A 20,858-nucleotide genomic window follows, 5' to 3' on the forward strand; every position below is an offset into this window, starting at 1 on the left:
CCGTAGACCAACGACAGGAGCAGTGGTGATCGACGAGACCCTCCTCGAAGCCGAGGAAAAGATGGAGAAGGCGATCGAGGTCGCCAAGGAGGACTTCGCGGGCATCCGCACCGGCCGCGCCAACGCCGGCATGTTCAGCAAGATCACCGTCGACTACTACGGCGCGCCCACGCCGCTGCAGCAGCTCGCGTCCTTCAACATCCCGGACGCGCGGACCGTGCTGGTCGCGCCGTTCGACAAGAGCTCGGTCCCCGCCGTCGAGAAGGCGCTGCGCGACTCGGACCTGGGTGTGAACCCGGCGACGGACGGCAACGCCATCCGCATCGTGCTGCCCTCCCTGACGGAGGAGCGTCGCCGCGACTACGTGAAGCTCGCCAAGTCGAAGGCCGAGGACTCGCGCGTCTCGGTGCGCAACATCCGCCGCAAGGCCAAGGAGACGCTGGACCGCATCGTCAAGGACGGCGAGGCCGGCGAGGACGAGGTCGTGCGCGCGGAGAAGGAGCTGGACAAGATCACCAAGAGCCACGTCGAGATGATCGACCAGCTGCTCGCCGGCAAGGAGAGCGAGCTGCTCGAGGTCTGATGCCCGCACCGCCTCGAGACAGAACAGAGCGAGACAATGCGCACCCCGCCGTGAGCCTCGACCCCGTACCTGCCGCGAAGACGTCGCGCGCGGGCCGTAACCTGCCCGCCGCGATCCTGGTGGGCGTCGGCCTGCTCGGCGTCGTCGGCGCGTCGCTGTACTGGCGACCCGAGCCGTTCGTGCTGCTCGTGATCGTGCTGCTGTGCGCGGGGCTCTGGGAGCTGCGGCAGGCGTTCGCGCGCCGTGACCTGCGGCTGCCCATGGTCCCGCTGTTCGTGGGTGCCGCCGGCATGATCGTGTCCGCGTACCGGGGCGGTCCGGAGGCGCTGTTCGTCGCCTTCGTGCTCACCGTGGCCGCGGCCGTGGTGTGGCGGGCGCTCGACGGCTCCGGCCTCAGCGCGGTGCGGGACTCGGCGGCGGCGGTCTTCGCGGCGTCGTACCTGCCGTTCCTGGCCGGCTTCGTGGTGCTCATGCTCGCCCAGCCCGACGGCGAGATCCGCGTGGCGCTGTTCATCCTCCTGGCGGTCGCCAACGACACCGGCGGCTACATCGCCGGCGTGCTGCTCGGCCGGCACCCGCTGGCGCCGACCGTCAGCCCCAAGAAGTCCTGGGAGGGCCTGGCCGGCTCGATCGTGCTGGCCACGGTGGTGGGCGTGCTCGGCGCGGTCTACGGGCTGGGCGAGAGCCCGATCCTCGGCGTCGCGCTCGGCGTCATGACCGCCGTCACTGCCACGGTCGGCGATCTCGCCGAGTCGCTCCTCAAGCGTGACCTAGAATTGAAGGACATGGGCTCATTGCTCCCGGGGCACGGGGGCGTGCTGGACCGCCTCGACTCGCTGGTCATCACAGCGCCCTTCGTCTATCTCGTGCTCTCGGTGGTTGCCTGATGAAAACTCCCCTTGCCCAGCCTGTCGTGCGTCCTTCGGACGAGACCCCGGCGATCCCGCTCCAGATGGCGCCGAAGCGCCGCGGCAAGCCGCCGAGGCACTTCGCCGACCTCACGCCCGAGGAGCGCGTGGCGTCGGTGGTCGAGGCAGGGGAGCCGGCCTTCCGGGCCAAGCAGCTCGCCACGCACTACTTCACGCACTACACGAGCGACGCCGCGCAGATGACGGACCTCCCGGCGAAGACCCGGGACTCCCTCGCTGAGACGATGTTCCCGCAGCTCATCCGCCCCACGCGCAAGCTCGAGGCCGACGGCGGCACCACGGTCAAGACGCTGTGGCACCTGTTCGACGACGCCAAGGTCGAGTCGGTGCTCATGCGCTACCCGAACCGCACCACGCTCTGCGTGTCCAGCCAGGCCGGCTGCGGCATGGCCTGCCCGTTCTGCGCGACGGGCCAGCTCGGCCTGACCCGCAACCTGTCGACGGCGGAGATCCTGGAGCAGGTCCGCGCCGCGTTCCGCTCGCTGGCCGACGGCGAGATCCCCGGCGGCGTGACCCGGCTGAACAACCTGGTGTTCATGGGCATGGGCGAGCCGCTGGCCAACTACAAGGCGGTCATCGAGACGGTGCGCACGCTCGTGGCGCCGCAGCCCGACGGCCTCGGCATGTCGGCCCGCAACATCACGGTGTCCACGGTGGGCCTGGTCCCGGCCATGCAGAAGCTCACCAAGGAGGGCATCCCGGTGACGCTCGCGCTGTCGCTGCACGCGCCCGACGACGACCTGCGCTCCGAGCTCGTGCCGATCAACACGCGCTGGAACGTCGACGAGACGCTGGACGCCGCGCGGAACTACTTCGAGGTGACCGGGCGCCGCGTGTCCATCGAGTACGCCCTCATCAAGGACATGAACGACCACGGCTGGCGGGCCGACCTGCTGGGCGAGAAGCTCAACTCGCGGGGCAAGGGCTGGGTGCACGTGAACCCCATCCCGCTCAACCCGACGCCGGGCTCCATCTGGACCGCGAGCGACCGGGATGTCGAGGACGAGTTTGTGGCACGATTGCGCGGTCACGGGATCCCGACCACTATCCGTGACACCCGCGGCAGCGACATCGACGGTGCCTGCGGGCAGCTGGCGGCTGAGGAGGACGACGAGTGAGTGGGATGTTCAACAGCGTGCCCGCGATGCGCACCGGGTACGACAAGGACGAGGTCGACGAGTTCTTCGAGCATGCCCGGCAGGCGTACGAGGGACGCACGGCGGACCGGCTGACGAGTGCCGACATCCAGGCCTCGACCTTCGACCTGACCCGCGGTGGGTACAACACCCACGAGGTCGACGCGGCGCTCGACCGTCTCGAGGCGGCGTTCATCGCGCGGCAGCGTGCGGAGTACGCGGCGGCGCACGGTCAGCAGGCCTGGATGAACGCGCTCGCCGAGCGTGCGCGTTCGCTGTACGGGCGGCTGGGCCGGCCGGACGGCGAGAAGTTCGCGCCCGCCGACCGGGGCTCGCAGGGGTACGACAAGGACGACGTCGACGACCTGTGCGACCGCCTGATCGGCTACTTCGACCGGCAGGAGCCGCTGACGGCCGGAGACATCCGGTCGGCGACGTTCGGCCGGGCCCGTGGGCCGGAGGCCTACGACGAGGCCTCGGTCGACGCGTTCCTGAGCCGTGCGGTGGAGGTACTGCTCGGGGTCGAGTGACTCTTCGCCCCGAGCTGCGGCACAGAGCCCGCGTCCCTCGTCCTCCGACCTGTTCGCAGGTCAGACGGCGACGGCCGCGGGCTCCTGCGCTTCCCGGAGCAGTACCTCGTGCTGGGTCGCCGTCAGGAACCTGCGGATCGAGTCGCGGCTCCGGGTGAGGCAGTCGATGCGTGCCTGGACGCCGACGAGCTCCGTGGCGAGCTGCTCGGCGACCTCGCGCGGGCAGGTCGGGTCCTCGCGGTCCGCGGCGTCCTCGGCGTCGAGGAGGACCTTGACCAGCCGGGTCGGGATGCCGGCCTGGACCAGGCCGGCCACCCGCTCGACCCGCTCGACGTCGGCCTCCGTGTAGGTGCGGTAGCCGTTGTCGGCCCGGTCCGCCGTGAGCAGGTCCTGCTGCTCGTAGTACCTGATCAGACGGGTCGTCACACCCGTCCGCGTCGCCAGCTCACCGATGCGCACGATCCACCTCCGGGCAGGGCCTTGACATTGACACCAGTGTCAAACTTTAGCGTGGTCGGCATGGACACGACAGGCGCTTCCTCGGCCGCCCCGACCAGCACGGACACCTCTCCGGAGGGTCCCGTCCGCCCCGCAGCAGGGTCCGGGCCACACCCCGCGGCACGGCCCGACGGCGTCCTGCCGTGGCCCTCCCTCCTGGTGCTGGGCGCCGGGACGCTCTTCATGGTCACCGCCGAGATGCTGCCCACGGCGGTGCTCCAGCAGATGAGCACCGGCCTCGGCGTCGCGGAGTCGAGCACCGGCCTGCTGGTCTCGGCATGGGCCGCCGTCGTCGTGGTGCTGAGCTTCCCGCTGGTGCGGCTGACGCGCCGGTGGGACCGTCGCGCGGTGATCGCCGGGGGCCTCGCCGTCCTCGCGCTGTCGTCCGCGCTCACGGCCGTCGCCCCGACGTTCCAGGTGGCGGTCGGCGCCCGGGTGCTCGGGGCGGCCGCCGTCGGCCTGCTGTGGGCCACGACCAACGCGCACGTCGCCGACCTGGTGCCCGACCGGCTGCTGGGCCGCGCGATCGCCGTCGTGCTCGGCGGGGCGACCCTCGGCATGGTGGTGGGCACGCCCCTGGCCCGCCTCGTGGCCGACGCCGCCGGCTGGCGGGCCGCGTTCTGGGCCCTCGCGGCCCTCAGCCTGCTGGCCGCCGGCGCGGTCCGGCTGGTCGTGGCCCGGGCGGCGGTGGCTGACGGCGACGCTTCCGTCGGGGCTGGGAACGCCGGCGAGGTCGCGGCGCGGCGGGGGACCGGTCGCCTCCTGACCGTGACGGGCCTGGTCGCGCTGGTGCTGGTGGGTCACTACGGCGCCTACACGTACATCACCCGGCTCGCGGAGGCGCCCGCCGAGGCGCTGCCGGGCGGGATGAGCAGCCTGCTCCTCGCGTTCGGGCTCGCGTCGGCGGTCGGCGTCGTGCTGGCGGGCCGGCTCGGCGACCGCAGCGGCCCGGCGCTCGTGGTGAGCGTGGCCGCGACCGCGCTCGCCGTGCTCGGGCTCACCGTGGTCGACGCCGGCCCGGTGGTCGGTCTCGCCGTCGTCGTGGTGTGGGGCATCGTGTCGGGCGGCATGCCGCCCTTCGCGCAGACACTGATCCTGCGCCTGGCCGGGCCCGAGCGCCGCTCGTTCGCCGGCGCGCTGATCCCGGTGCTGTTCAACGGCGGGATCGCCGTCGGGGCCGCGCTCGCGTCGCTCGTGGTCGCGGGGCCGGGTGTGGCGGCCCTGCCCCTGCTGGCCGGGCCGGTGGTCGGCGTCGCCGCGGTGGGCCTGGCCGTGGCGGTCCGCCGAGCCTGAGCTACCGCCGTGTCAGACCTACAGGTCCCTCGGGTGACCTGTACGTCTGACACGTGCGGGCGGGTCAGCAGGTGGGGGCGACCGGGCCGCTCGACCCGGTGTTCACGTAGGCGTCCGAGATCCAGTTGCCCGGCCCGATCCGGTTCCACACGTTCGTGGTGCCGTAGTACCCGTCCACGGTGGTGCCGGTCGTGGTGCACTCGATCAGGACGTTCGCGTACCGCCCGGCCTGCCCGACGGCGGCGCTGCTGGTGCTCGGCCCCGACCGGACCGTCAGCGGCCCTCCGCTGGTGCGCACGACGCCCTTCGGGCCGGACCCGGTCCACAGGTAGGTCACGGTGGTCCAGGCGTTGTCCCTCAGCCCGAGGGCGTCCCAGAACGTGCCGTCGCCCAGGTCGATCCCCGCCGGGTTGGCGACCTTGCGCCCGAAGCCGTCCCGCCCGCCGTTGTAACCGTCCTGGTAGGCGGCCTGGGCCTGGGGCTTGCCCTGCGGCAGGTCGGCCCACGACTGCCGGGTGCCGGACGGGCTCCAGTGGTCGTCCGTGGTGTTCCACGGGCCCACGTCCCACACCGGGGCGTACGCGCAGCGGTCGGTGCTCGCGGCGCAGACCCGCACCGAGTAGCTGCCCGAGCCCTTCGACGACAGTCCGCGCCGCGACGGCAGGGCGACGAAGTGGTCGCGCTCCGTGATGACGTGCCCGTTCGCGGTGGTACCGCCCACCAGCCCCTCGCGGGTCGCGAAGAGACGGTACGACTGCCCGTCGGACTTCGCCCGGGTCTCGACCTCCTGCAGCGACCGCGACCGCGCGGCCTCGGGCGTGAGCGTCACCTCTCGCACGGTCGGGGTGACGTCGTCCGTGCCGACGAGCGTGACGCGCGCCTGGACGGTCGCGGACGCCACCGGCAGCGGCGAGCCGGCCGGGACCCACTCGGTCCACGTGTCGGGGCCCTCCTCGGCGAGCCGGCCCCGCACGTCGACCAGGACGGAGGTGCCCTCCGGCGTCGCCGCGTCGACGACGGCGGCGACGGTGCGCACGGGGGAGACGAGGTCCACGGGCTCGTCGACGAGCTGGCCGGAGGCCTCGCGGTCGGCGGTCGAGCCGGGAGACGCGTCGGCCGCGTCTCCGGCTTCCTGCGCGGGTCCGGCCGGGTCGTCGGCGTCCGCCACGTCGAGGCGCAGCCCCTCGTCCGAGGCGCGGACCCCGGCGTCGTCGGACCCGGGCGAGTCGATGCCGACCGACCAGGTCTGCGCGGCGTCGCCGGGCCCCGACCCGGTGGCCGGGACCACGGCCGCTGCGGCCGCGCCCGAGACCGTGCCGGAGAGGGCTGTGCCCGAGGCGGCCGTGGCCGAGACGATCAGGAGGGTGCAGGTGGTCGCCGCCAGGAGCGCGGCACGGGGTCGGGAACTGCGTACCTGGATCAGCATGTGCTGAATGTAGGCGACGGACTATTTCACCCGCGAGGGGAAGCGGGTGAAATTTCGGGCGGCTCGCCCCGGGACCCAGGAGGCGCCTCGGGTGGGGCATGATCGGAGGAGTACCCAGTGGCGACACCGGAACGGCGGTGGCCCCAGACCAGCAAGGAGAACGACGTGTCCGAGTTCCTGGCCGACAAGCCCGGCAAGTACGACCTCGACGGTGACGGCATCCCGGACGTCGAGGTCGCCGACACCGACGGCGACGGCGTGGTGGACGCCCAGTTCGAGGACTACGACGGCGACGGCGTGCCCGACGTCGAGCTGTACGACACCGACGGTGACGGCGTGCCCGACGTCGTCGTGGAGACCGTCGCCGGCACGTCGACGATCTCCGTGGACACCGACGGCGACGGCGTGGACGAGCCAGTGGACTCGTTCCCGGCCTGACCTCCGCCGCCGTCGGCGCGCGGCGCGCTGCGCCGATGTCAGAGGTGCGCTTCTACCCCGTCATTGCGCCCGGAACCGAGCTGATTCCGGGCGTAATAGCTGGGTAGAAGCGCACTTTCGCCGCACCCCCGCCGGCGCCCCCGCCGTCAGGGGGTCGCGGGCTTCCGGGCCGGGCGGCCGTAGACCAGCCGGCGCAGCGCCACCTCGGCGGGGCCGCGGCGGCCGGTGCGTTCCTGCCAGACGGCGAACGCGACGGTGAGCCCCCAGACCAGCGCGGCGTAGAGCAGCATGCTCCACGAGCTGAGGTACTGGCCGAGCCCGAGCCCCCACGCGGCGAGGACCGGCGCGCACAGCACGGACTGCAGCAGGTAGGACGTCAGCGACCGCTTGCCGACCGCCTGGACGGCACCCGTGAACGGCCCGTCCGTGAGGAACAGGTTGCCCGACGGCGGCCCGCTGCGCCGCTGGGCGACGCGGTGACCGATCAGGCCGAACAGCGCCACGTACCCCAGGCCGCCGAAGAACCCGGTGAGGAACTGCACGGGGTAGAAGACGAAGGCGGCGTGGTCGGGCACGTCGATGACGCCCACGTGGTCGAGCGCGGAGGGCAGCGGGCCCAGCCAGCCGATCGTGATGCCCACGACCGCGACCCGCCGCAGCAGGGTCAGGTGCTCGCCCGGGTGCTCCAGGATGCGGCGGCGGCCGGCCCAGAAGGCGAGCAGGAGCATCATCGGGACCACCAGGACGAGCAGGCCCTGCAGGAACGTGCCGAGCGTCCAGTAGCCCAGGCGCTCGGCGATCGAGACGAGGTACGACGTCGTGGCCATCGAGTCGCTCGACGGAGCCAGGTCGGAGGCGATGCTGCGCGCCGTGGGGTCGTCCGCGGGGAGCTGTGCCACGAACCAGGCGCCGATCACGGAGAAGACCGTGCCGATGGTCAGCAGCCCGCCGAACACCGACGTCCAGACGATCAGGGTGCGGTCCTTGACCTGGAAGAACAGCCACACCATGAGCAGTCCGGCGAGGCCGTACGCGCCCAGCACGTCGCCCATCCAGAGCAGCGCGGCGTGCACGAACCCGAACGCCAGCAGCAGCCAGTTGCGCTTCTGCAGCAGTCGTCGGGCCGCCTTCTCCGGGGTGCCCGAGGACACCTGCCGGTTGTAGAGCTGCATCATCCCGTAGCCGAACAGGAACGCGAACATCGGGTACGTCCGCAGGTCCACGGTGGTGATGATGAGGAAGTCGACCACCTTGTCCAGCGCGGAGCCGTCGACCGGGTGCGACGCACCGCCGCTCATCTCGCTGGCCCACAGGTAGTAGGGCGTATTCGCTACCGCGATCAGCAGGAGCATGAACCCGCGTGCCAGATCGGGTGCGGGTGAACGTTCGGCGGCCTGGACGGGTCCTCGGGTGAGGGCGGTGGTCGTCATGGGTACATCTCAGCAGGCCACGGGCTGGTCCGCGAGGAAAGCCGTCCGCGAGGAAAGCGTCAGGCCGCGGTCTCGCCCAGCCGCTCCCGCTCCTCGTCGACGATCCGCCGCGACAGCTCCTTCTCGGAGACGTCGGTGACGTCGGTGGCCGACGGCGTCCCGGCGACGCTCGCCCGGCCGGCGTACTCCGCGAACAGCTCGGCCTTGGTGCCGAGGATCTCCAGGAGCCGCTCGTCCACGCTGTCCTCGATGAGCAGGCGGTGCACCTGCACGGTGCGGACCTGGCCCATCCGGTGCGCGCGGGCGATGGCCTGCGCCTCGACCGTCGGCTTGACCTGCGGCTCGCACAGGATCACCACGGAGGCGGCCTGGATGTTGAGCCCCACGCCGCCGGCCTCGATCTGGCTCACCAGCACCTTGGGCTCGGCCGCCTGCGTGAACTCGTCGACCAGCTCCTGGCGGCGGGCCGACGGCACGGAGCCGGTGATGGGCCCGACGGCGAGGTCGCCGAGCTCGGCGAGCACCCGCTCGATCACGTCGCGGAAGTAGGAGAAGACCACGACCTTGCGCTTGTTCTCCACCGCCTCGTCGACGATCTCGCGCAGCCGCACCAGCTTCGCCGTCGGCTCGGGGGCCTCGACGAACGCGGCCCGGCGCATGTCCGCGAACGAGCGCTTGAGCACCGCGTGGCGGTAGGCGGCGCCGTCGTGCTTGCCGAACTGCTCCCAGTCGTCCACCTGGACCAGCTCGGGCAGCTCGGTGAGCACGTCCTCCTGGTTGCGCCGCAGGTAGACGGTCGAGACCGACTGGCGGAAGGCCGCGGCGCCCGCGAGGCCCGCGGCTGGGTCGATGCCCTCGGCGACGTCGGGCTTGAGATAGCCCACCAGGCTGCGGAACTCGTCCACGGTGTTCTCCATCGGCGTGCCCGACATGAACAGCACGCGCTCGGCGGAGCGGGCCCAGTCTGCCGTCCGCTCGGAGCGCTGCGCCTCCGGGTTCTTCACGTAGTGCGCCTCGTCCACGACCAGCAGGCCGGGGCGCGGCATGTCGCCGGCCCGCAGGTGCCCGAGCTGGGGGAACGTGGCGACGCCGACGCCGCCGTCGGCCACCCAGTCCCGGATGCCGCTCTCGCGGTCGTCGCCGTGCAGCACGCGGACCGTGAGCTCGGAGTGCGCGGCGACCTCGCGGGCCCAGTTGGCCGCGACGCTCGCGGGGCACACCACGAGGAAGTGCGTGCCGCCCTTGGCGGCGAGGTGGGCCATCACCGCGATGGCCTGGACGGTCTTGCCCAGGCCCATCTCGTCGCCGAGGATCGTGCGCCGCTGCGCGAGCGCGTAGCGGGCGCCGAACGCCTGGTAGCTGCGCAGCGAGACCTTCAGCAGGGAGGTATCCAGGTCCTGTGCGGCGACCTCGCCGACGACGTCCTCGGGCAGGAAGCCCTCGGCGGCCGCGACGTCGATGCCGAGGTCGACCAGGTCGCCCAGCGCGGTGATGTAGGCGGCGGCCCGCGCCTCGTAGTCGCTCCAGACGTCGGCGTCGGACGCGCCGGTCAGCACCTCGTCGAGCCGCCGCAGGTCGTCCGTGATCCCGACGGCGTCGAGGTCGTCGGACAGCGTCCTCAGGTCGGTCAGCGCGGTGTCGGCGCGCTCGGTGCGCGAGCGGCCGGCGAAGAACCGTCGCACGAACGTGGCGCGCACCGCGCCGGTCTCGGCCAGGCGCGCGAGCTCGCGGACGTCGACGTCGAGCCGGTCGTTCCAGGTCTCGAAGAAGCGCTTGACGTGCAGGTGGTCGTGCAGCGCGCGGACCAGCCGCGTGGCGAGCGGGTCGGCGGGGGAGTGGTCCAGCCGGAAGGCGAGCCCGGCGTCCACGGCGCTGAAGATCTGCTGCGCCGCCTCGCGCAGCGCCTCCGCGGTGCGGGCGCCGACGCCCGCGATGGCCGTGAGCTCCTCCGGGGCGGCCGCCCGCACCTGGCCGACGGTGCGGTATCCCGCCTGCTCCAGCGGGCCGAGCCGCAGGCGGCCGGTGCCCACCTCGCGGACCCGGTCGAGGGGTACCTCGGACAGCTCGTCCAGCACGCGCGCGTCGCGCGCCGCCCGGTAGGCCGCGCGGACGCGTGCGGGGGCGCCGCGGCGCTGGGTGAGGGTACGTGAGCCCAGGTCGTGCCGGGTTCCGGCGTGCTGGAGCAGGTCGCGGGCCTCGCCGCGGGACCAGGTCTTCATGGCCGACGACGGTACTGCGTGCGGGCCGTCCGGAGGGCCTCGACGCGCGTCGTGGACCGACGTTTCTTACATACCGGACTGAAGTTCCATTCTGGTACTTTCGTTGCACCAAAAACAGGAGGAACAGTGAGCACGGACGCACTGCCGGAGCAGGCACAGGCGGCGCAGGCCACCTCTGCAGGGGAGCCGGCACAGGGGACGACGCCGCAGGCGGCGCCGGAGGTCACCGAGGTCGCGACGAGCCCGGACCCGGTCGCCTCGACGCCGGCGCCGGCCGTCGAGACGACGCCGGTCGTAGCGCCGGCACCGGTCGCCGCATCGACGCCCGCCGTAGCGCCGGAGCCGGTCGTCGCGCCGGCCGAGAACCCGGCCGTGGCCGCCGCGCCGGAGGCGACCCCGGCGGCCGCCGCGCCGACGTCGGCCCCGGTCACGCCAGCACCCGCCGCCGCGCCGTCGACGGGCGACGCACCCGCCGCGCCGGTCGCGAGCGAGACGCCGGCGCCCGCCGCCGCGCCGGAGGCCGACGAGGCCCCGGAGCGCGTGGAGAACATCGAGACGCGCACCGCCGCCCGGCTGCACGAGCTGGTGGCCTCCGGCGCGGAGAAGCTGCCCGGCGAGACCGGCAGCACGGTGTCGCGGCTCGCCGTGGCGCTGCTGTCGTTCGGCAGCCAGGCGGCGGCGAAGGACCAGGACAAGTCCACGTCGGCGCTCGTCGGCGAGGCCGTGGGGCTCTTCAAGAGCCTGGACGACGACGACCCGAGCAAGCAGCGCAACGCCCTGGAGCACGCGCTGGAGACGTTCACGACGTCGACGCTCGGCGGCAAGGAGCGCTCGCAGGTGCTCGAGGTCGCCGAGGAGGCGATGGGCCTGTGGTCGAAGCTGCGGGGCACGTCGTCCGACCTGGCCAAGTCCGACGCCGCGACCTCGATGCGCTCGCTGACCAGCGTGCTGCGCAAGGAGGGCCGCGACGAGGAGGCCGACGAGGCCGAGACCGAGGCCAAGCGCCTGGAGTCCTGACCCAGCCTCGTTGAGTGCTGGATATTCGCCCTTTCTCGTGCGCGAGAAGGGCGAATATCCAGCACTCAACGAGTTCGGCTGGGCGGGAAGTGTCAGTCCGTGCAGGCCGGGGTGTCCGAGAGGGTGACGCCGTCCGGCATGTCCTGCGCGGTCGGGGTGCGGCCCGCCATGGCGCACGCCCGGGCGATCATCTGGTCGTCCGAGAAGGTCCAGCCCGTCGTGACGCCGTGGTCCTGGACCACCAGGAGCTGCCCGTCTCCGGCATACACGTCGTTCGCCCGGACCCGGCCGTCGGGCGCGTAGAGCCGGGTCGCGAGCGCGCCGACCTTCTGGCCGGTCTCGATGTCGAAGAACGCCAGAGCCTCGCCCTGGTTCCGCGCCACGAGGTCCGGCCCGGGCAGCACCGCCATGACGTCGCCGTAGGTGCCGGTCAGGTCGAGGCCCTCGGGGTCGCCCGGTCCGGTCACGGCGCGCAGCCGCACCTTCGAGTCCAGGCCCAGCGTGACGAGCCGCTCGGGCTGCGCCGTCTCCTCGGCGCTGCTGCGGGCGCCGATCAACCGCACCTGGTCGACGCTGCTGCCGCGTACCGTCCACACGTCCGTCTCGCCGCGGGCGGCGGCGTCCAGGTCGGCGACCCGCAGGGAGAAGTCCCGGGGCGCGACGGCGACCTCGCTCCCGTCATCGGCCACCGCCACCCGGCCCGGTTCCGCCCACTCCGGCGCGAGCCGCGGCGTGGTGCCGAGCGGCCCGGGCACGTACAGCGCCTGCTCCTGGAGCCCGGCGTCGAGCACGTGCAGGCCGGAGCAGGCGTCCACGAGCAGGACGTCGTCCCGGGTGCGCTGGGCGCTCACGATCGTCGCGCAGCCCGGATCGCCCTGGTCCAGGCCGCGCGCGACGAGGTCGCGGAACCCGGCCTCGTAACCCGCGGCCGTGCCGCCCTGGGTCCGGTAGGCGTCGCCGTCGGGCGTGACGAGCAGCAGCCGGTCGGCGTCGAGCCAGACCGGCAGCAGCGGCCGCCCGGCGTCCGGGCTGCCCGCGGGCAGCTCCACCGTGCCGAGGCCGTGGATCATGACGGTCCCGTCGGACCACGACACGGCCGTTCCGGCCGGCAGCGTGGGCTCGGCGCGGAACGTCGCCAGGACCGCCGTCGGCCCGCCGGGCGAACCGGCGCCCGAGCCCGAGCCCGCGCCTCGGCCGGTCGCCGCCGCCCCCGCCGCGCCCGGCAGCGGCACGTCCCCGTGCGTGTCGGCGGTGCTCCACAGCGCGATGCGCCCGTCCGACGCCGCCGCGACCCGGTCGACCCCGACCAGCACGGGCGACCCCGGCCGCCGGATGCCGGACAGGTGCCAGGTGCGGTGCACGTCGGTGTCCGCGCCGATCTCGCACGCGACCAGCCCGTTGTCGGTGGCGACCAGGGCCCGGGTGGTCGCGTCGTCGACCGCCACCACCTCGGGTTCCGCCCAGGCGCGCGGGACCGGGCATTCCGCCGTGCGCACCGAGCCGTCGGCCCAGTGGTGCAGCGTCACCGTGGTGGTGTCGCCGTCGGAGGCCAGCGTCGCCCAGTCGCGCAGGGACGGCGACGGTATCGCGCCCTCGGGCAGGTCCACGGGGCCGGTCCCGGTCGGCTCCAGCGAGTCGAGGCTGCGGATCTCCAGGGTCCCGGCCGCGGTGTCGGCCACCGCGACGGTGCGGCTGGAGCCGACGGCGAGCGACGTGACCTCCAGGTCGGTCTCCGCCTTGCTGCGGAACGCCAGCCGCTGCTCCGGGGCGCGCTGCGCGCCGTCGTCGGACTCCAGGACGGCCAGGTCGCGGCCGGCGAGGTTGATGCTGCCGATCCGGTTCCGCCCGCTCTCGGGGTCCCGCCAGGCGATGAGCAGGGTGTCGCCGTCGGGCGTGACCGCGACCGCCGTCGTGCCCGGCAGGTCGAGGTGCGTCTGGCGGCTGGTGCCGCCCTCGGGCAGCGGCCCGAACCGGCCCACGGTCACGCCGAGGTCGTCCACGGCGGCGACCACCGCGCCGTCGGCGCTGCCGGACACCACGGGACCCGTGCGCCCCGCCCCGCTCCCGGGCCCGCCCACCGAGCCGAACGGGGTGCGGTCGCCGCGCAGCACGGTCGGGGCGCCGTCGTCGGGGTTCCAGCGCACCAGGTCGCCGGTCTCCGTGCGGCCGACGACGCCGGTGGCGGTCGGCGCGACGTCGGCCAGCCCCGTCTCCTCGGGGACGTCGACGGTGCGCAGCAGGTACGGGTCCGCGGGCTCGTTGGCCGTCACCGCGTTGAACAGCGCGGTCCGGGTCTGCCCGTCCCGCAGCCGCTCGACGGCCTCGACCGCCAGGAGCTGCGCCGTGGCCGGATCGTCCTGCTGCACCACGTGCGACGTCGCGCCCAGGAGGTGCGCGGCGTTCGCGTTCACGGCCTCGTTGGCCCGGTCCGCCTCGCGCTCCGCGAACGCGAACGCGCCGATCGACAGCGCCAGCATGACGCCCAGCGCCATGTTCACCAGGCGGTTGCGCAGCCCCGCCGAGCTCTGCCGGGCGATGTGGGCGCTGAGGATCTCCTCGGTGCTGATGTCCGGGCCGCGCAGCGGGGCGACCAGCTCGGCGAGCACGCCCGGCCGGTACGGGTGGTGCCGCCAGAACCGGCGCTGGCGCAGCGGCGTCAGGTCGGTCCACTTGGGCTCGTGGTCGATCCGCTCGACCAGCGGGGCCGGCAGCGCGGTGGTGCTGATCGCGTCGATCTCGTTCGAGGTCTGGTCCCAGACGATCTTGCCGCTGGTCAGCGCCACGAGCAGGGTCTCGGTCCCGCGGTGGTCGAGCCACCAGGCGACCTCCTTGGCCACGTACTTCGAGCTCGCGGCGCCCTCGGAGGCGAACAGGATCAGGTAGTCGGACCGTTCGAGCTTGCGCTCGATGGCGTCCCAGAGGCTCGGGTTGTTCGCCAGGCCGGTCCGGTCCAGGAAGACGTTCAGGTCCGGGACGTCCTCGCGCTTGTCGAAGTCGAGGAGCTGCGCGTGGAACGCGGGCGCGAACTCGCCGTCCGAGTCGCGGCTGTAGGACAGGAACGCGTCGTACCCGTCGGTACGCGGCGGCGCGGACGCACGGTTCGTCGGGAGCAGGGAGCGGACAGTGCGGTCGGTCATCCTGCTCCCGCGGCCTTTCGTCGGCGAATGTGTGCGGACCGGGAGAAACATATCCCGGGTGTGTACTGTCGCCGCAGGTCATGACGCTAGTCACCTTCGTGGTGAAATGCACGGTTAGACGCGGCGTCCGATCCTTCGAGGAAGGCACAAGATGGCACCAGAGCTGGTCGTACCGCACGACGGACCCCGCCGGCTGCGCGTCCGCCGCTCCTGGGTGCGAGCCGGCTTCACGGCCCTGTTCGGCGCGGCGTTCGGCCTGGGGCTGTGGGGCTTCTCGATCTACCGCACCTCGCCCGAGTTCGAGTGGGGCACCAGCGGGTGGGACCTCGTCTACTACTCCGTACAGCTCTTCGTGCTCGGCGCCGAGGCCACCAACCAGGGCGGCGACCTGCCCTGGCAGCTCCAGACGGCGCGCTTCCTCGCCCCCGTCGCCACCGGCTACGCCGTCTTCGAGGCCGTGCGCTCCCTGTTCGCCGACCAGTTCGTGCTCATGCGCACCCGCCGGATGCGCGGGCACGCCGTCGTCGTCGGCCGCACCCCCGCGGCCGACCTCATCGCCGAGGCGCTCGCGGGCCGGGGCGGCGTCGTCGCCCGCACCGCGACCGGTGACGCCGCCTCGCTGCGCAACGCCGGGGTCGCGGGCGCCGCCGTCCTCTACGCCTGCGAGGCCGAGGACGACGAACCCGGCGTCAACGTGCTCACCGTGGCCGTGGCCAACCGCACGGACCGGGTCGCCGACCTGCCCGGCCTGCGCCTGAACGCCCACGTCAGCGACCCGGAGCTCGCCCTCGCCCTCCAGGCCCGGCACCTGAGCCACCCGCAGTCGGGGGTCGACTTCTTCACGCTGGGCGAGCTCGTCGCCCGGTCCCTGGTGCGGCGCGACCGGGTCGCCGCGCGCGGCACCGCGCCGCACATCTCCGTCGTCGGGCACGGGACGTTCGGCCGGGCGCTGGTCGTGGCGTTCGCGCGGCTGCGCAGCGTAGAGATCGCGTCCGGCGGCGAGCCGCTGACCGTGACCCTGGTCGGCCCCGGCGCGTGGGAGGCCGCCGAGTCGCTGCGCGCCCGCTGGCCCAGCGTCCGCGCGGCGTGCCGGCTCGTCCCCGTCGACACGTTCGCCCAGGTCAGGGAGGTCGGCAGCCCCCAGCGGGTCTACGTCTGCCACGACGACGACGGCGACGCCCTGCGCGAGGCGCTGCGGGACAGCGACCTCTGGCGGGCCAGCGAGGGCGCCGTCGTGCTGCGCCTCAACCGCCTCGCGGGCCTCGGCGGGCTCTTCGGCGCCCGCGAGGGCGCCATCCTCGACGACCTCGACGGACGCCTCGACGTCGTCGAGCCCGGCACTCTGCTGCGCCGCGCGACCGCCCCCGGCGCGCTGGTGCACGACGACGTCTACGACCTGATGGCCGTCTCCGCCCACCTGACCTACCTGCGCAACCAGCGCGAACGGGGCGTCGCCTGGCAGAGCACGCCCGCGATGGTCTCGTGGGCCGAGCTGTCCGACGACCTGCGGGCCGCCAACCGCGCGCAGGTCCGGGCCATCCCGGACCGGCTGCGGCAGATGGGCTGCACCGTCGTCCCCGCGCGCGGGGCCGAGCACGGCCGCATCCCCGAACCGGTGGTCGACGCGCGCGCCGTCGACGAGCACGACCGCTGGATGGCCGAGAAGGTCGCCGCGGGCTGGTCCTACGGGCCCGAGCGCGACGACGCCCGCCGCCTGCACCCCGACCTTCGCCCCTGGGCCGACCTCTCGGAGCCCGACCGGGAGAAGGACCGCGCCGTCATCCGCGCCATCCCCGTGATCCTGGCCGACTTCGGCCTGCACGTCGTCCCGCTCGACGACGACGCCGGCTGGGAGGCCGCCGACCAGCCCGCGCCCGACCCGCGCGGCGTGGTCCGCGGCTGGCGGATGTTCGGCCGCGGCCGTGCGGAGCAGCCGGGCGAGGGCTGACGTCGGTCCGGGCCTGCCGGGCTGACAGGATGGGCCCATGCGAAGCGTCACCCTTCTCGGCTCCACCGGTTCCATCGGCACGCAGGCCGTCGACGTCATCGGGCGCAACCCCGACCGGTTCCGCGTGGACGCCCTGTCCGCGGGCGGCTCCGACCTCCCGCTCCTCGCCCGGCAGGCCGCCACGCTCGGCGTCCGCGCCGTCGCGGTCGCCGACGCCGCCGCGCGCCCCGCCCTGACCGCCCTGCTCAGCGAGGCCGGCGCCGACGGCGTCGAGGTGCTCGCCGGGCCCGACGCCGCCACCGACCTGGCCGGCCGGGGGAGCAACGTGGTGCTCAACGGCATCACCGGCTCCGTCGGCCTGCGCCCCACCCTCGCCGCGCTCGACGCCGGCTCGACGCTGGCGCTCGCGAACAAGGAGTCGCTCGTCGTGGGCGGCGCCCTGGTCAAGGCCGCCGTCCGGCACGAGGGCCAGATCGTGCCCGTGGACTCCGAGCACTCGGCCATCGCGCAGTCGCTGCGCTCGGGCGCGTCGTCCGAGGTGCGCAAGCTCGTGGTGACCGCCAGCGGCGGGCCGTTCCGCGGGCGCTCACGGGACGAGCTGCGCGACGTCACGCCCGCCCAGGCCCTGCGGCACCCCAACTTCGCGATGGGCCGCGTGGTCACCACCAACTCGGCGACCCTGGTCAACAAGGGCCTGGAGGTCATCGAGGCGCACCTGCTGTTCGACCTGCCGTTCAGCGCCATCGACGTGGTGGTGCACCCGCAGCAGATGATCCACTCCATGGTCGAGTTCGTCGACGGCTCCACGATCGCGCAGGCCGGGCCGCCGCGCATGCTGGTGCCGATCGCGTTCGGCCTGTCCTGGCCGGACCGGCTGCCCGACGTCGACGTCGGCATCGACTGGACGCAGGCCGCGAGCTGGGAGTTCCTGCCCCTGGACGACGACGCCTTCCCTGCCGTCCGCCTGGCCCGCCAGGTCGGCGAGGCCGGCGGGACCCACCCCGCGGTCTACAACGCCGCCAACGAGGTGTGTGTCGACGCGTTTCACGACGGGACGATCGGGTTCCTCGACATCGTCGACACCGTGGCCGCCGTCGTCGAGGCGCACGCGTCGGCCGGGGCGGGCGACGCGTCGTCGGTCGAGGGCGTCCTGGAGGCGGACGCGTGGGCCCGGGCGCGCGCGGCGGAGATCCTGAAGACGGCGTAGCTTGTTCGGTCGGATCTGGCTGATCCCGTTCTCCTTTGAGACCTAAGTTTCTTCGCTTTCGGACGGCTCAAAGCGAAGAAACTTAGGTCTCAAAGGAGACTGGCAGAGTTGGTTTGGTTGGGTTTGGGGCGGTCAGGTTCGGCGGGTTGCGTGGGCGTGGTCGACCGGGCCGTGGCCCTGCCACCGGCCCGACGTCGTCCCCGTGCCGCCGATCACCAGGGAGTCCGCGGCCTGTAGCGCCCCGGTCAGGTAGTCCTTGGCGGCCCGGACTGCGGGCTCCCAGCCGTCGTGCGCGGGGCGCAGGACGGCGCACGCCGAGCTCAGCGTGCAGCCCGTGCCGTGCGTGTTCCGGGTCGGCACCCGGGGTGCGGCCAGCGCGACGACGCCGTCCCCGCCCGGGCTGACCTCGCCGAGGTCGTCCCCGACGGCGCCGTTCCCGGTGGTGCCGACCCCGCCCACGCGATTCCCGCCGCCGCTGTCTCCGTTGTCCCGGCCGGCGCCTGTACCGCCGTTCCCGCCGCCGCATACCCCGCCGACGCCGGGCCCCGCGAGGTGGTCGACCGACTCCGCCGAGTCGAGGTGCCCGCCCTTGACCAGCGCATACCCGACCCCGAGCGCCCGCAGGGCCCGGGCCTGGTCCGCCGCCTCACGACCGTCGCGGGCCGGCTCGACGCCGAGCAGCACGGCGGCCTCGGGCAGGTTCGGCGTGACGAGGTCGGCCAGGGGGAGCAGCTCGTCGCGGAGCACCGCCTCGGCGTCGGGCGCCAGCAGCCGGTCGCCCGACGTCGCGACCATCACCGGGTCGAGCACCACGAACGGCGTACGTCCGGCGGCCCGCAGGTCGCGCAGCGCGGCGGCGACCGTCCGCGCGATGGCGGCGTCCGTCGTCATGCCGATCTTGATCGTGTCCACGGCGACGTCGGCGAACAGCGTGTCGAGCTGCGCGCTCACCATGTCGGCGGGCACCGGGTGCACCCGCGTCACGCCCGTCGTGGACTGCGCCGTCAGCCCCGTGAGCACCGCGCAGCCGTAGCCGCCGAGCGCCGCGAAGGTCTTCAGGTCGGCCTGGATGCCGGCCCCGCCGGACGGGTCCGAGCCTGCGATCGTCAGCGCCACCACGGGGTGGCCGGGCGGGCGGACGCGCGGGGCGACGTCGGCGAGGGGCGCGGCTTCGGCGCGAGTCGCGACGGCGGAACGGCCGACGTCGGGACTGCGGAGGCGGGGCGTCTGCTCGACATCCGCGAGCCCCACCGCATCCCGCCCGGACCCGCTCACGACGCGGCCGCCGTCCCGCCCGAACCCGTTCACGAGGCGCTCCCGTCCCGTCCGAACCCGCTCACGACGCCGCCCCCGTCGCCGCCCGCGACCGGGCCTCGGAACCACGCCCAGCCCGCGCCTCCGCCCACGCCCGCGCCAGCTCCCGCGCCGCGGCCGCCGGGTCGGGCCGTCCGCAGACGGCGGAGACGACGGCGCTCCCGGCCGCCCCCGCCTCGTGCAGCGCGCCGACGTCGTCGGCCCGCAGTCCGCCGATCGCCACGCAGGGCAGGCCCGTGGCGGCCGTGACGTCGCCGAGCCGCGCGAAGCCGATCGCTGGGCGGGCGTCGGACTTCGTCGCGGTGGGCCGCACCGGCCCGACTCCGAGCAGGTCGACGGTGCCCGGGGGCAGGCCGGCCGCGTCCTGCGCCTCCTCCGGCGTGCTGACGCTCAGCCCCAGGTGCCGGTCCGGGCCGAGCAGCCGCCGCGCCGAGACGGGGTCGAGGTCGCTCTGGCCCACGTGGGCGCCGTCGGCGTCGATCGCGAGCGCGACGTCCACCCGGTCGTCGACCACCAGCGGCACGCCGCGCGGCCGGAGCAGGGCGACCAGGGCGCGGCCGAGGTCGACGAGCTCGCGGGTCGTCGCGCCCGGGTCGCGGAGCTGGACGGCGGTCACTCCGCCGCCGACCGCCGCGCCCACGGTGGTGACGACCCCGGCGGGGCCGCCGCACTGCGTGGTGTCGGTGACGAGGTAGACGGTCGGGTCGAGGAGCCGGGCGCTCACGCCTTGGCCCGCGCGGGCTCGGCCCCGGCCTCGGCGGTCGACGCGGCCCCTGCCGACGCGGACCCGTTGGAGGCAGCCGGCTCGTTCACCAGCCCGGCGCCGAACCCGACGGCCTCGGGATCGACGTCGAACATCCGGTCGACCAGCTCGACGGCGAAGCTGCCGGGCGTCGTCGACGTGGTCCGGTCGGCGGCCACGCAGAGCCAGGCGGTCGCTGCCGTCGCGGCGAGCAGACGGTCCTCGGTGACGGCGGCGCACGCCGCGACCAGGGCGCCGAGCGAGCAGCCGACGCCGGTGACGCGCGTCATCAGGGGCGTGCCCGCCTGGATGCGCACCACGCGGTCGCCGTCGGTGAGCAGGTCGGACGCGCCGCTGACGGCGATCACGGCGCCGGAGGACCGGGCCAGGCCGAGCGCGACGTCCCGCACGCCGTCGGGCGTGTCCAGGGAGTCGACGCCGCGGCCGCCGGAGCCGCCCGCGAGCGCCTGGATCTCGGACGCGTTGCCGCGGACGACGGCGGGGCCGCGGGCGAACAGCTCGGCGGCGAGCCGGGTGCGCAGCGGCAGGGCGCCGATGGCGACGGGGTCGAGCACCCAGGGCACGCCGGCGGCGGTGGCGCCGTTGACGGCGGCCCGCATGCCGTCGGCCTGGCCGCCCTCGACGGTGCCGAGGTTGATCAGCAGGCCGCCGGCGGCGCCGGCCATGACGGGCGCCTCCTCGGGGTCGGCGACCATGGCGGGCGCGGCGCCCGCGGCGAGCAGGACGTTCGCGGTGAAGTTGGTGACCACGACGTTGGTCACGCAGTGCACCAGTGGGGCGGTGTCGTGCACCGCGGTGACGACCGACGCGACGGCGTCGGGCAGGACGGAGCCCATGAGGCGTTCCCTTCGCTAGCACTACCTAGATCAGGTTCCACGGGTGCATCTCAGCCGGGCGGATGCCCGGCGCCCCGCGCCAAGTGGGCCCACCCTAGTCGCGGACGGCGTTCGTCCGAAACCGTCTCCGGGGGGTGGGGTGCTAGTTGGGCTC

The 20,858-nt window shown here is 74.0% G+C and carries 17 protein-coding genes and 1 riboswitch; of the genes, 9 read left to right on the top strand and 8 right to left on the bottom strand.

The genetic code is table 11. The features are described 5' to 3' along the window. Nucleotides 1-25: 25 nt before the first annotated feature. Genes frr through FHX71_RS03930 form a run of 4 tightly spaced genes read left to right on the top strand, consistent with a single transcriptional unit; the run spans nucleotide 26 to nucleotide 3,178 of the window. Nucleotides 26-583 (top strand): ribosome recycling factor, encoded by a 558-nt coding sequence (gene frr, locus FHX71_RS03915; RefSeq protein ID WP_182614513.1) that lies wholly within the window; start codon nucleotides 26-28, stop codon nucleotides 581-583. 50 nt (nucleotides 584-633) lie between these two features. Next, nucleotides 634-1,470 (top strand): phosphatidate cytidylyltransferase, encoded by an 837-nt coding sequence (locus FHX71_RS03920; protein WP_182614514.1) that lies wholly within the window; start codon nucleotides 634-636, stop codon nucleotides 1,468-1,470. Then, entirely contained in the window at nucleotides 1,470-2,630 is a 1,161-nt protein-coding gene (gene rlmN / locus FHX71_RS03925; RefSeq protein ID WP_182614515.1) for a dual-specificity RNA methyltransferase RlmN, read from the top strand. Before FHX71_RS03920 ends, rlmN begins: the two co-directional genes overlap by 1 nt. Before the next feature lie 5 nt (nucleotides 2,631-2,635). Further along, nucleotides 2,636-3,178: a DivIVA domain-containing protein gene (locus tag FHX71_RS03930; protein WP_036969347.1), complete on the top strand. Its 543-nt coding sequence runs from the start codon at nucleotides 2,636-2,638 to the stop codon at nucleotides 3,176-3,178. A 60-nt stretch (nucleotides 3,179-3,238) separates the two neighbouring features. Here FHX71_RS03930 and FHX71_RS03935 read toward each other — a convergent pair whose 3' ends face one another. Continuing rightward, nucleotides 3,239-3,637, bottom strand: coding sequence for a MerR family transcriptional regulator (locus FHX71_RS03935; protein ID WP_182614516.1), 399 nt, complete (start codon nucleotides 3,635-3,637; stop codon nucleotides 3,239-3,241). 60 nt (nucleotides 3,638-3,697) lie between these two features. Between FHX71_RS03935 and FHX71_RS03940 the strand changes: the two genes are divergently transcribed. Continuing rightward, nucleotides 3,698-4,969, top strand: coding sequence for an MFS transporter (locus FHX71_RS03940; RefSeq protein ID WP_182614517.1), 1,272 nt, complete (start codon nucleotides 3,698-3,700; stop codon nucleotides 4,967-4,969). A gap of 64 nt (nucleotides 4,970-5,033) precedes the next feature. Here FHX71_RS03940 and FHX71_RS03945 read toward each other — a convergent pair whose 3' ends face one another. Then, complete coding sequence (locus FHX71_RS03945; RefSeq protein ID WP_220489471.1) at nucleotides 5,034-6,395, bottom strand: DUF8814 domain-containing protein; 1,362 nt, start codon at nucleotides 6,393-6,395, stop codon at nucleotides 5,034-5,036. A gap of 117 nt (nucleotides 6,396-6,512) precedes the next feature. Here FHX71_RS03945 and FHX71_RS03950 point away from each other — a divergent pair, with 117 nt between their 5' ends. Further along, nucleotides 6,513-6,833, top strand: a complete 321-nt coding sequence (locus FHX71_RS03950; protein ID WP_182614518.1) for a hypothetical protein — start codon at nucleotides 6,513-6,515, stop codon at nucleotides 6,831-6,833. Between the two features lie 146 nt (nucleotides 6,834-6,979). Here FHX71_RS03950 and FHX71_RS03955 read toward each other — a convergent pair whose 3' ends face one another. After that, a complete protein-coding gene (locus tag FHX71_RS03955; protein WP_182614519.1) occupies nucleotides 6,980-8,263 on the bottom strand; it encodes a DUF418 domain-containing protein in 1,284 nt (427 codons plus the stop codon). A 59-nt stretch (nucleotides 8,264-8,322) separates the two neighbouring features. Continuing rightward, nucleotides 8,323-10,482, bottom strand: a complete 2,160-nt coding sequence (locus FHX71_RS03960) for a DEAD/DEAH box helicase (protein ID WP_182614520.1) — start codon at nucleotides 10,480-10,482, stop codon at nucleotides 8,323-8,325. Between the two features lie 126 nt (nucleotides 10,483-10,608). Here FHX71_RS03960 and FHX71_RS03965 point away from each other — a divergent pair, with 126 nt between their 5' ends. After that, nucleotides 10,609-11,499 carry a hypothetical protein gene (locus FHX71_RS03965; protein ID WP_182614521.1) on the top strand — a complete coding sequence of 297 codons (891 nt, stop codon included), beginning with the start codon at nucleotides 10,609-10,611 and terminating at the stop codon, nucleotides 11,497-11,499. 92 nt (nucleotides 11,500-11,591) lie between these two features. On the opposite strand, the gene FHX71_RS03970 is transcribed toward FHX71_RS03965, so the two are convergent. Further along, nucleotides 11,592-14,636: a TIR domain-containing protein gene (locus tag FHX71_RS03970; RefSeq protein ID WP_182614522.1), complete on the bottom strand. Its 3,045-nt coding sequence runs from the start codon at nucleotides 14,634-14,636 to the stop codon at nucleotides 11,592-11,594. Between the two features lie 151 nt (nucleotides 14,637-14,787). Between FHX71_RS03970 and FHX71_RS03975 the strand changes: the two genes are divergently transcribed. Together FHX71_RS03975 and dxr are read left to right on the top strand one after the other, a co-directional pair. Continuing rightward, the gene (locus FHX71_RS03975) at nucleotides 14,788-16,584 is read left to right on the top strand and encodes a RyR domain-containing protein (protein ID WP_182614523.1); all 1,797 of its coding nucleotides are present in this window, start codon (nucleotides 14,788-14,790) and stop codon (nucleotides 16,582-16,584) included. A gap of 37 nt (nucleotides 16,585-16,621) precedes the next feature. Continuing rightward, entirely contained in the window at nucleotides 16,622-17,791 is a 1,170-nt protein-coding gene (gene dxr / locus FHX71_RS03980) for a 1-deoxy-D-xylulose-5-phosphate reductoisomerase (protein WP_182614524.1), read from the top strand. Nucleotides 17,792-17,923: 132 nt separating this feature from the next. Here dxr and thiD read toward each other — a convergent pair whose 3' ends face one another. From thiD to thiM, 3 genes are all read right to left on the bottom strand, one after another. Beyond that, on the bottom strand, nucleotides 17,924-18,907 hold the full coding sequence (gene thiD / locus FHX71_RS03985; protein ID WP_182618455.1) for a bifunctional hydroxymethylpyrimidine kinase/phosphomethylpyrimidine kinase: 984 nt from the start codon (nucleotides 18,905-18,907) through the stop codon (nucleotides 17,924-17,926). 220 nt (nucleotides 18,908-19,127) lie between these two features. Next, nucleotides 19,128-19,829, bottom strand: coding sequence for a thiamine phosphate synthase (gene thiE, locus FHX71_RS03990; protein WP_182614525.1), 702 nt, complete (start codon nucleotides 19,827-19,829; stop codon nucleotides 19,128-19,130). After that, nucleotides 19,826-20,704: a hydroxyethylthiazole kinase gene (thiM, locus tag FHX71_RS03995; protein WP_182614526.1), complete on the bottom strand. Its 879-nt coding sequence runs from the start codon at nucleotides 20,702-20,704 to the stop codon at nucleotides 19,826-19,828. The genes thiE and thiM overlap by 4 nt, the downstream gene beginning before the upstream one ends. Next, nucleotides 20,694-20,791, bottom strand: a riboswitch (TPP riboswitch). Its footprint overlaps the gene before it by 11 nt. Nucleotides 20,792-20,858 lie beyond the last annotated feature (67 nt).

It is taken from the genome of Promicromonospora sukumoe, assembly GCF_014137995.1.
Classification (GTDB): domain Bacteria; phylum Actinomycetota; class Actinomycetes; order Actinomycetales; family Cellulomonadaceae; genus Promicromonospora; species Promicromonospora sukumoe.

What these genes read in the sequence shown, in the direction of transcription:
- FHX71_RS03955 (WP_182614519.1), bottom strand. Translation starts at nt 8,263, where the DNA reads ATGACGACCACCGCCCTCACCCGAGGACCCGTCCAGGCCGCCGAACGT.
- dxr (WP_182614524.1), top strand. Translation starts at nt 16,622, where the DNA reads ATGCGAAGCGTCACCCTTCTCGGCTCCACCGGTTCCATCGGCACGCAG.
- FHX71_RS03970 (WP_182614522.1), bottom strand. Translation starts at nt 14,636, where the DNA reads ATGACCGACCGCACTGTCCGCTCCCTGCTCCCGACGAACCGTGCGTCC.
- FHX71_RS03960 (WP_182614520.1), bottom strand. Translation starts at nt 10,482, where the DNA reads ATGAAGACCTGGTCCCGCGGCGAGGCCCGCGACCTGCTCCAGCACGCC.
- rlmN (WP_182614515.1), top strand. Translation starts at nt 1,470, where the DNA reads ATGAAAACTCCCCTTGCCCAGCCTGTCGTGCGTCCTTCGGACGAGACC.
- FHX71_RS03975 (WP_182614523.1), top strand. Translation starts at nt 14,788, where the DNA reads ATGGCACCAGAGCTGGTCGTACCGCACGACGGACCCCGCCGGCTGCGC.
- thiM (WP_182614526.1), bottom strand. Translation starts at nt 20,704, where the DNA reads ATGGGCTCCGTCCTGCCCGACGCCGTCGCGTCGGTCGTCACCGCGGTG.
- FHX71_RS03945 (WP_220489471.1), bottom strand. Translation starts at nt 6,395, where the DNA reads ATGCTGATCCAGGTACGCAGTTCCCGACCCCGTGCCGCGCTCCTGGCG.
- FHX71_RS03940 (WP_182614517.1), top strand. Translation starts at nt 3,698, where the DNA reads ATGGACACGACAGGCGCTTCCTCGGCCGCCCCGACCAGCACGGACACC.
- FHX71_RS03930 (WP_036969347.1), top strand. Translation starts at nt 2,636, where the DNA reads ATGTTCAACAGCGTGCCCGCGATGCGCACCGGGTACGACAAGGACGAG.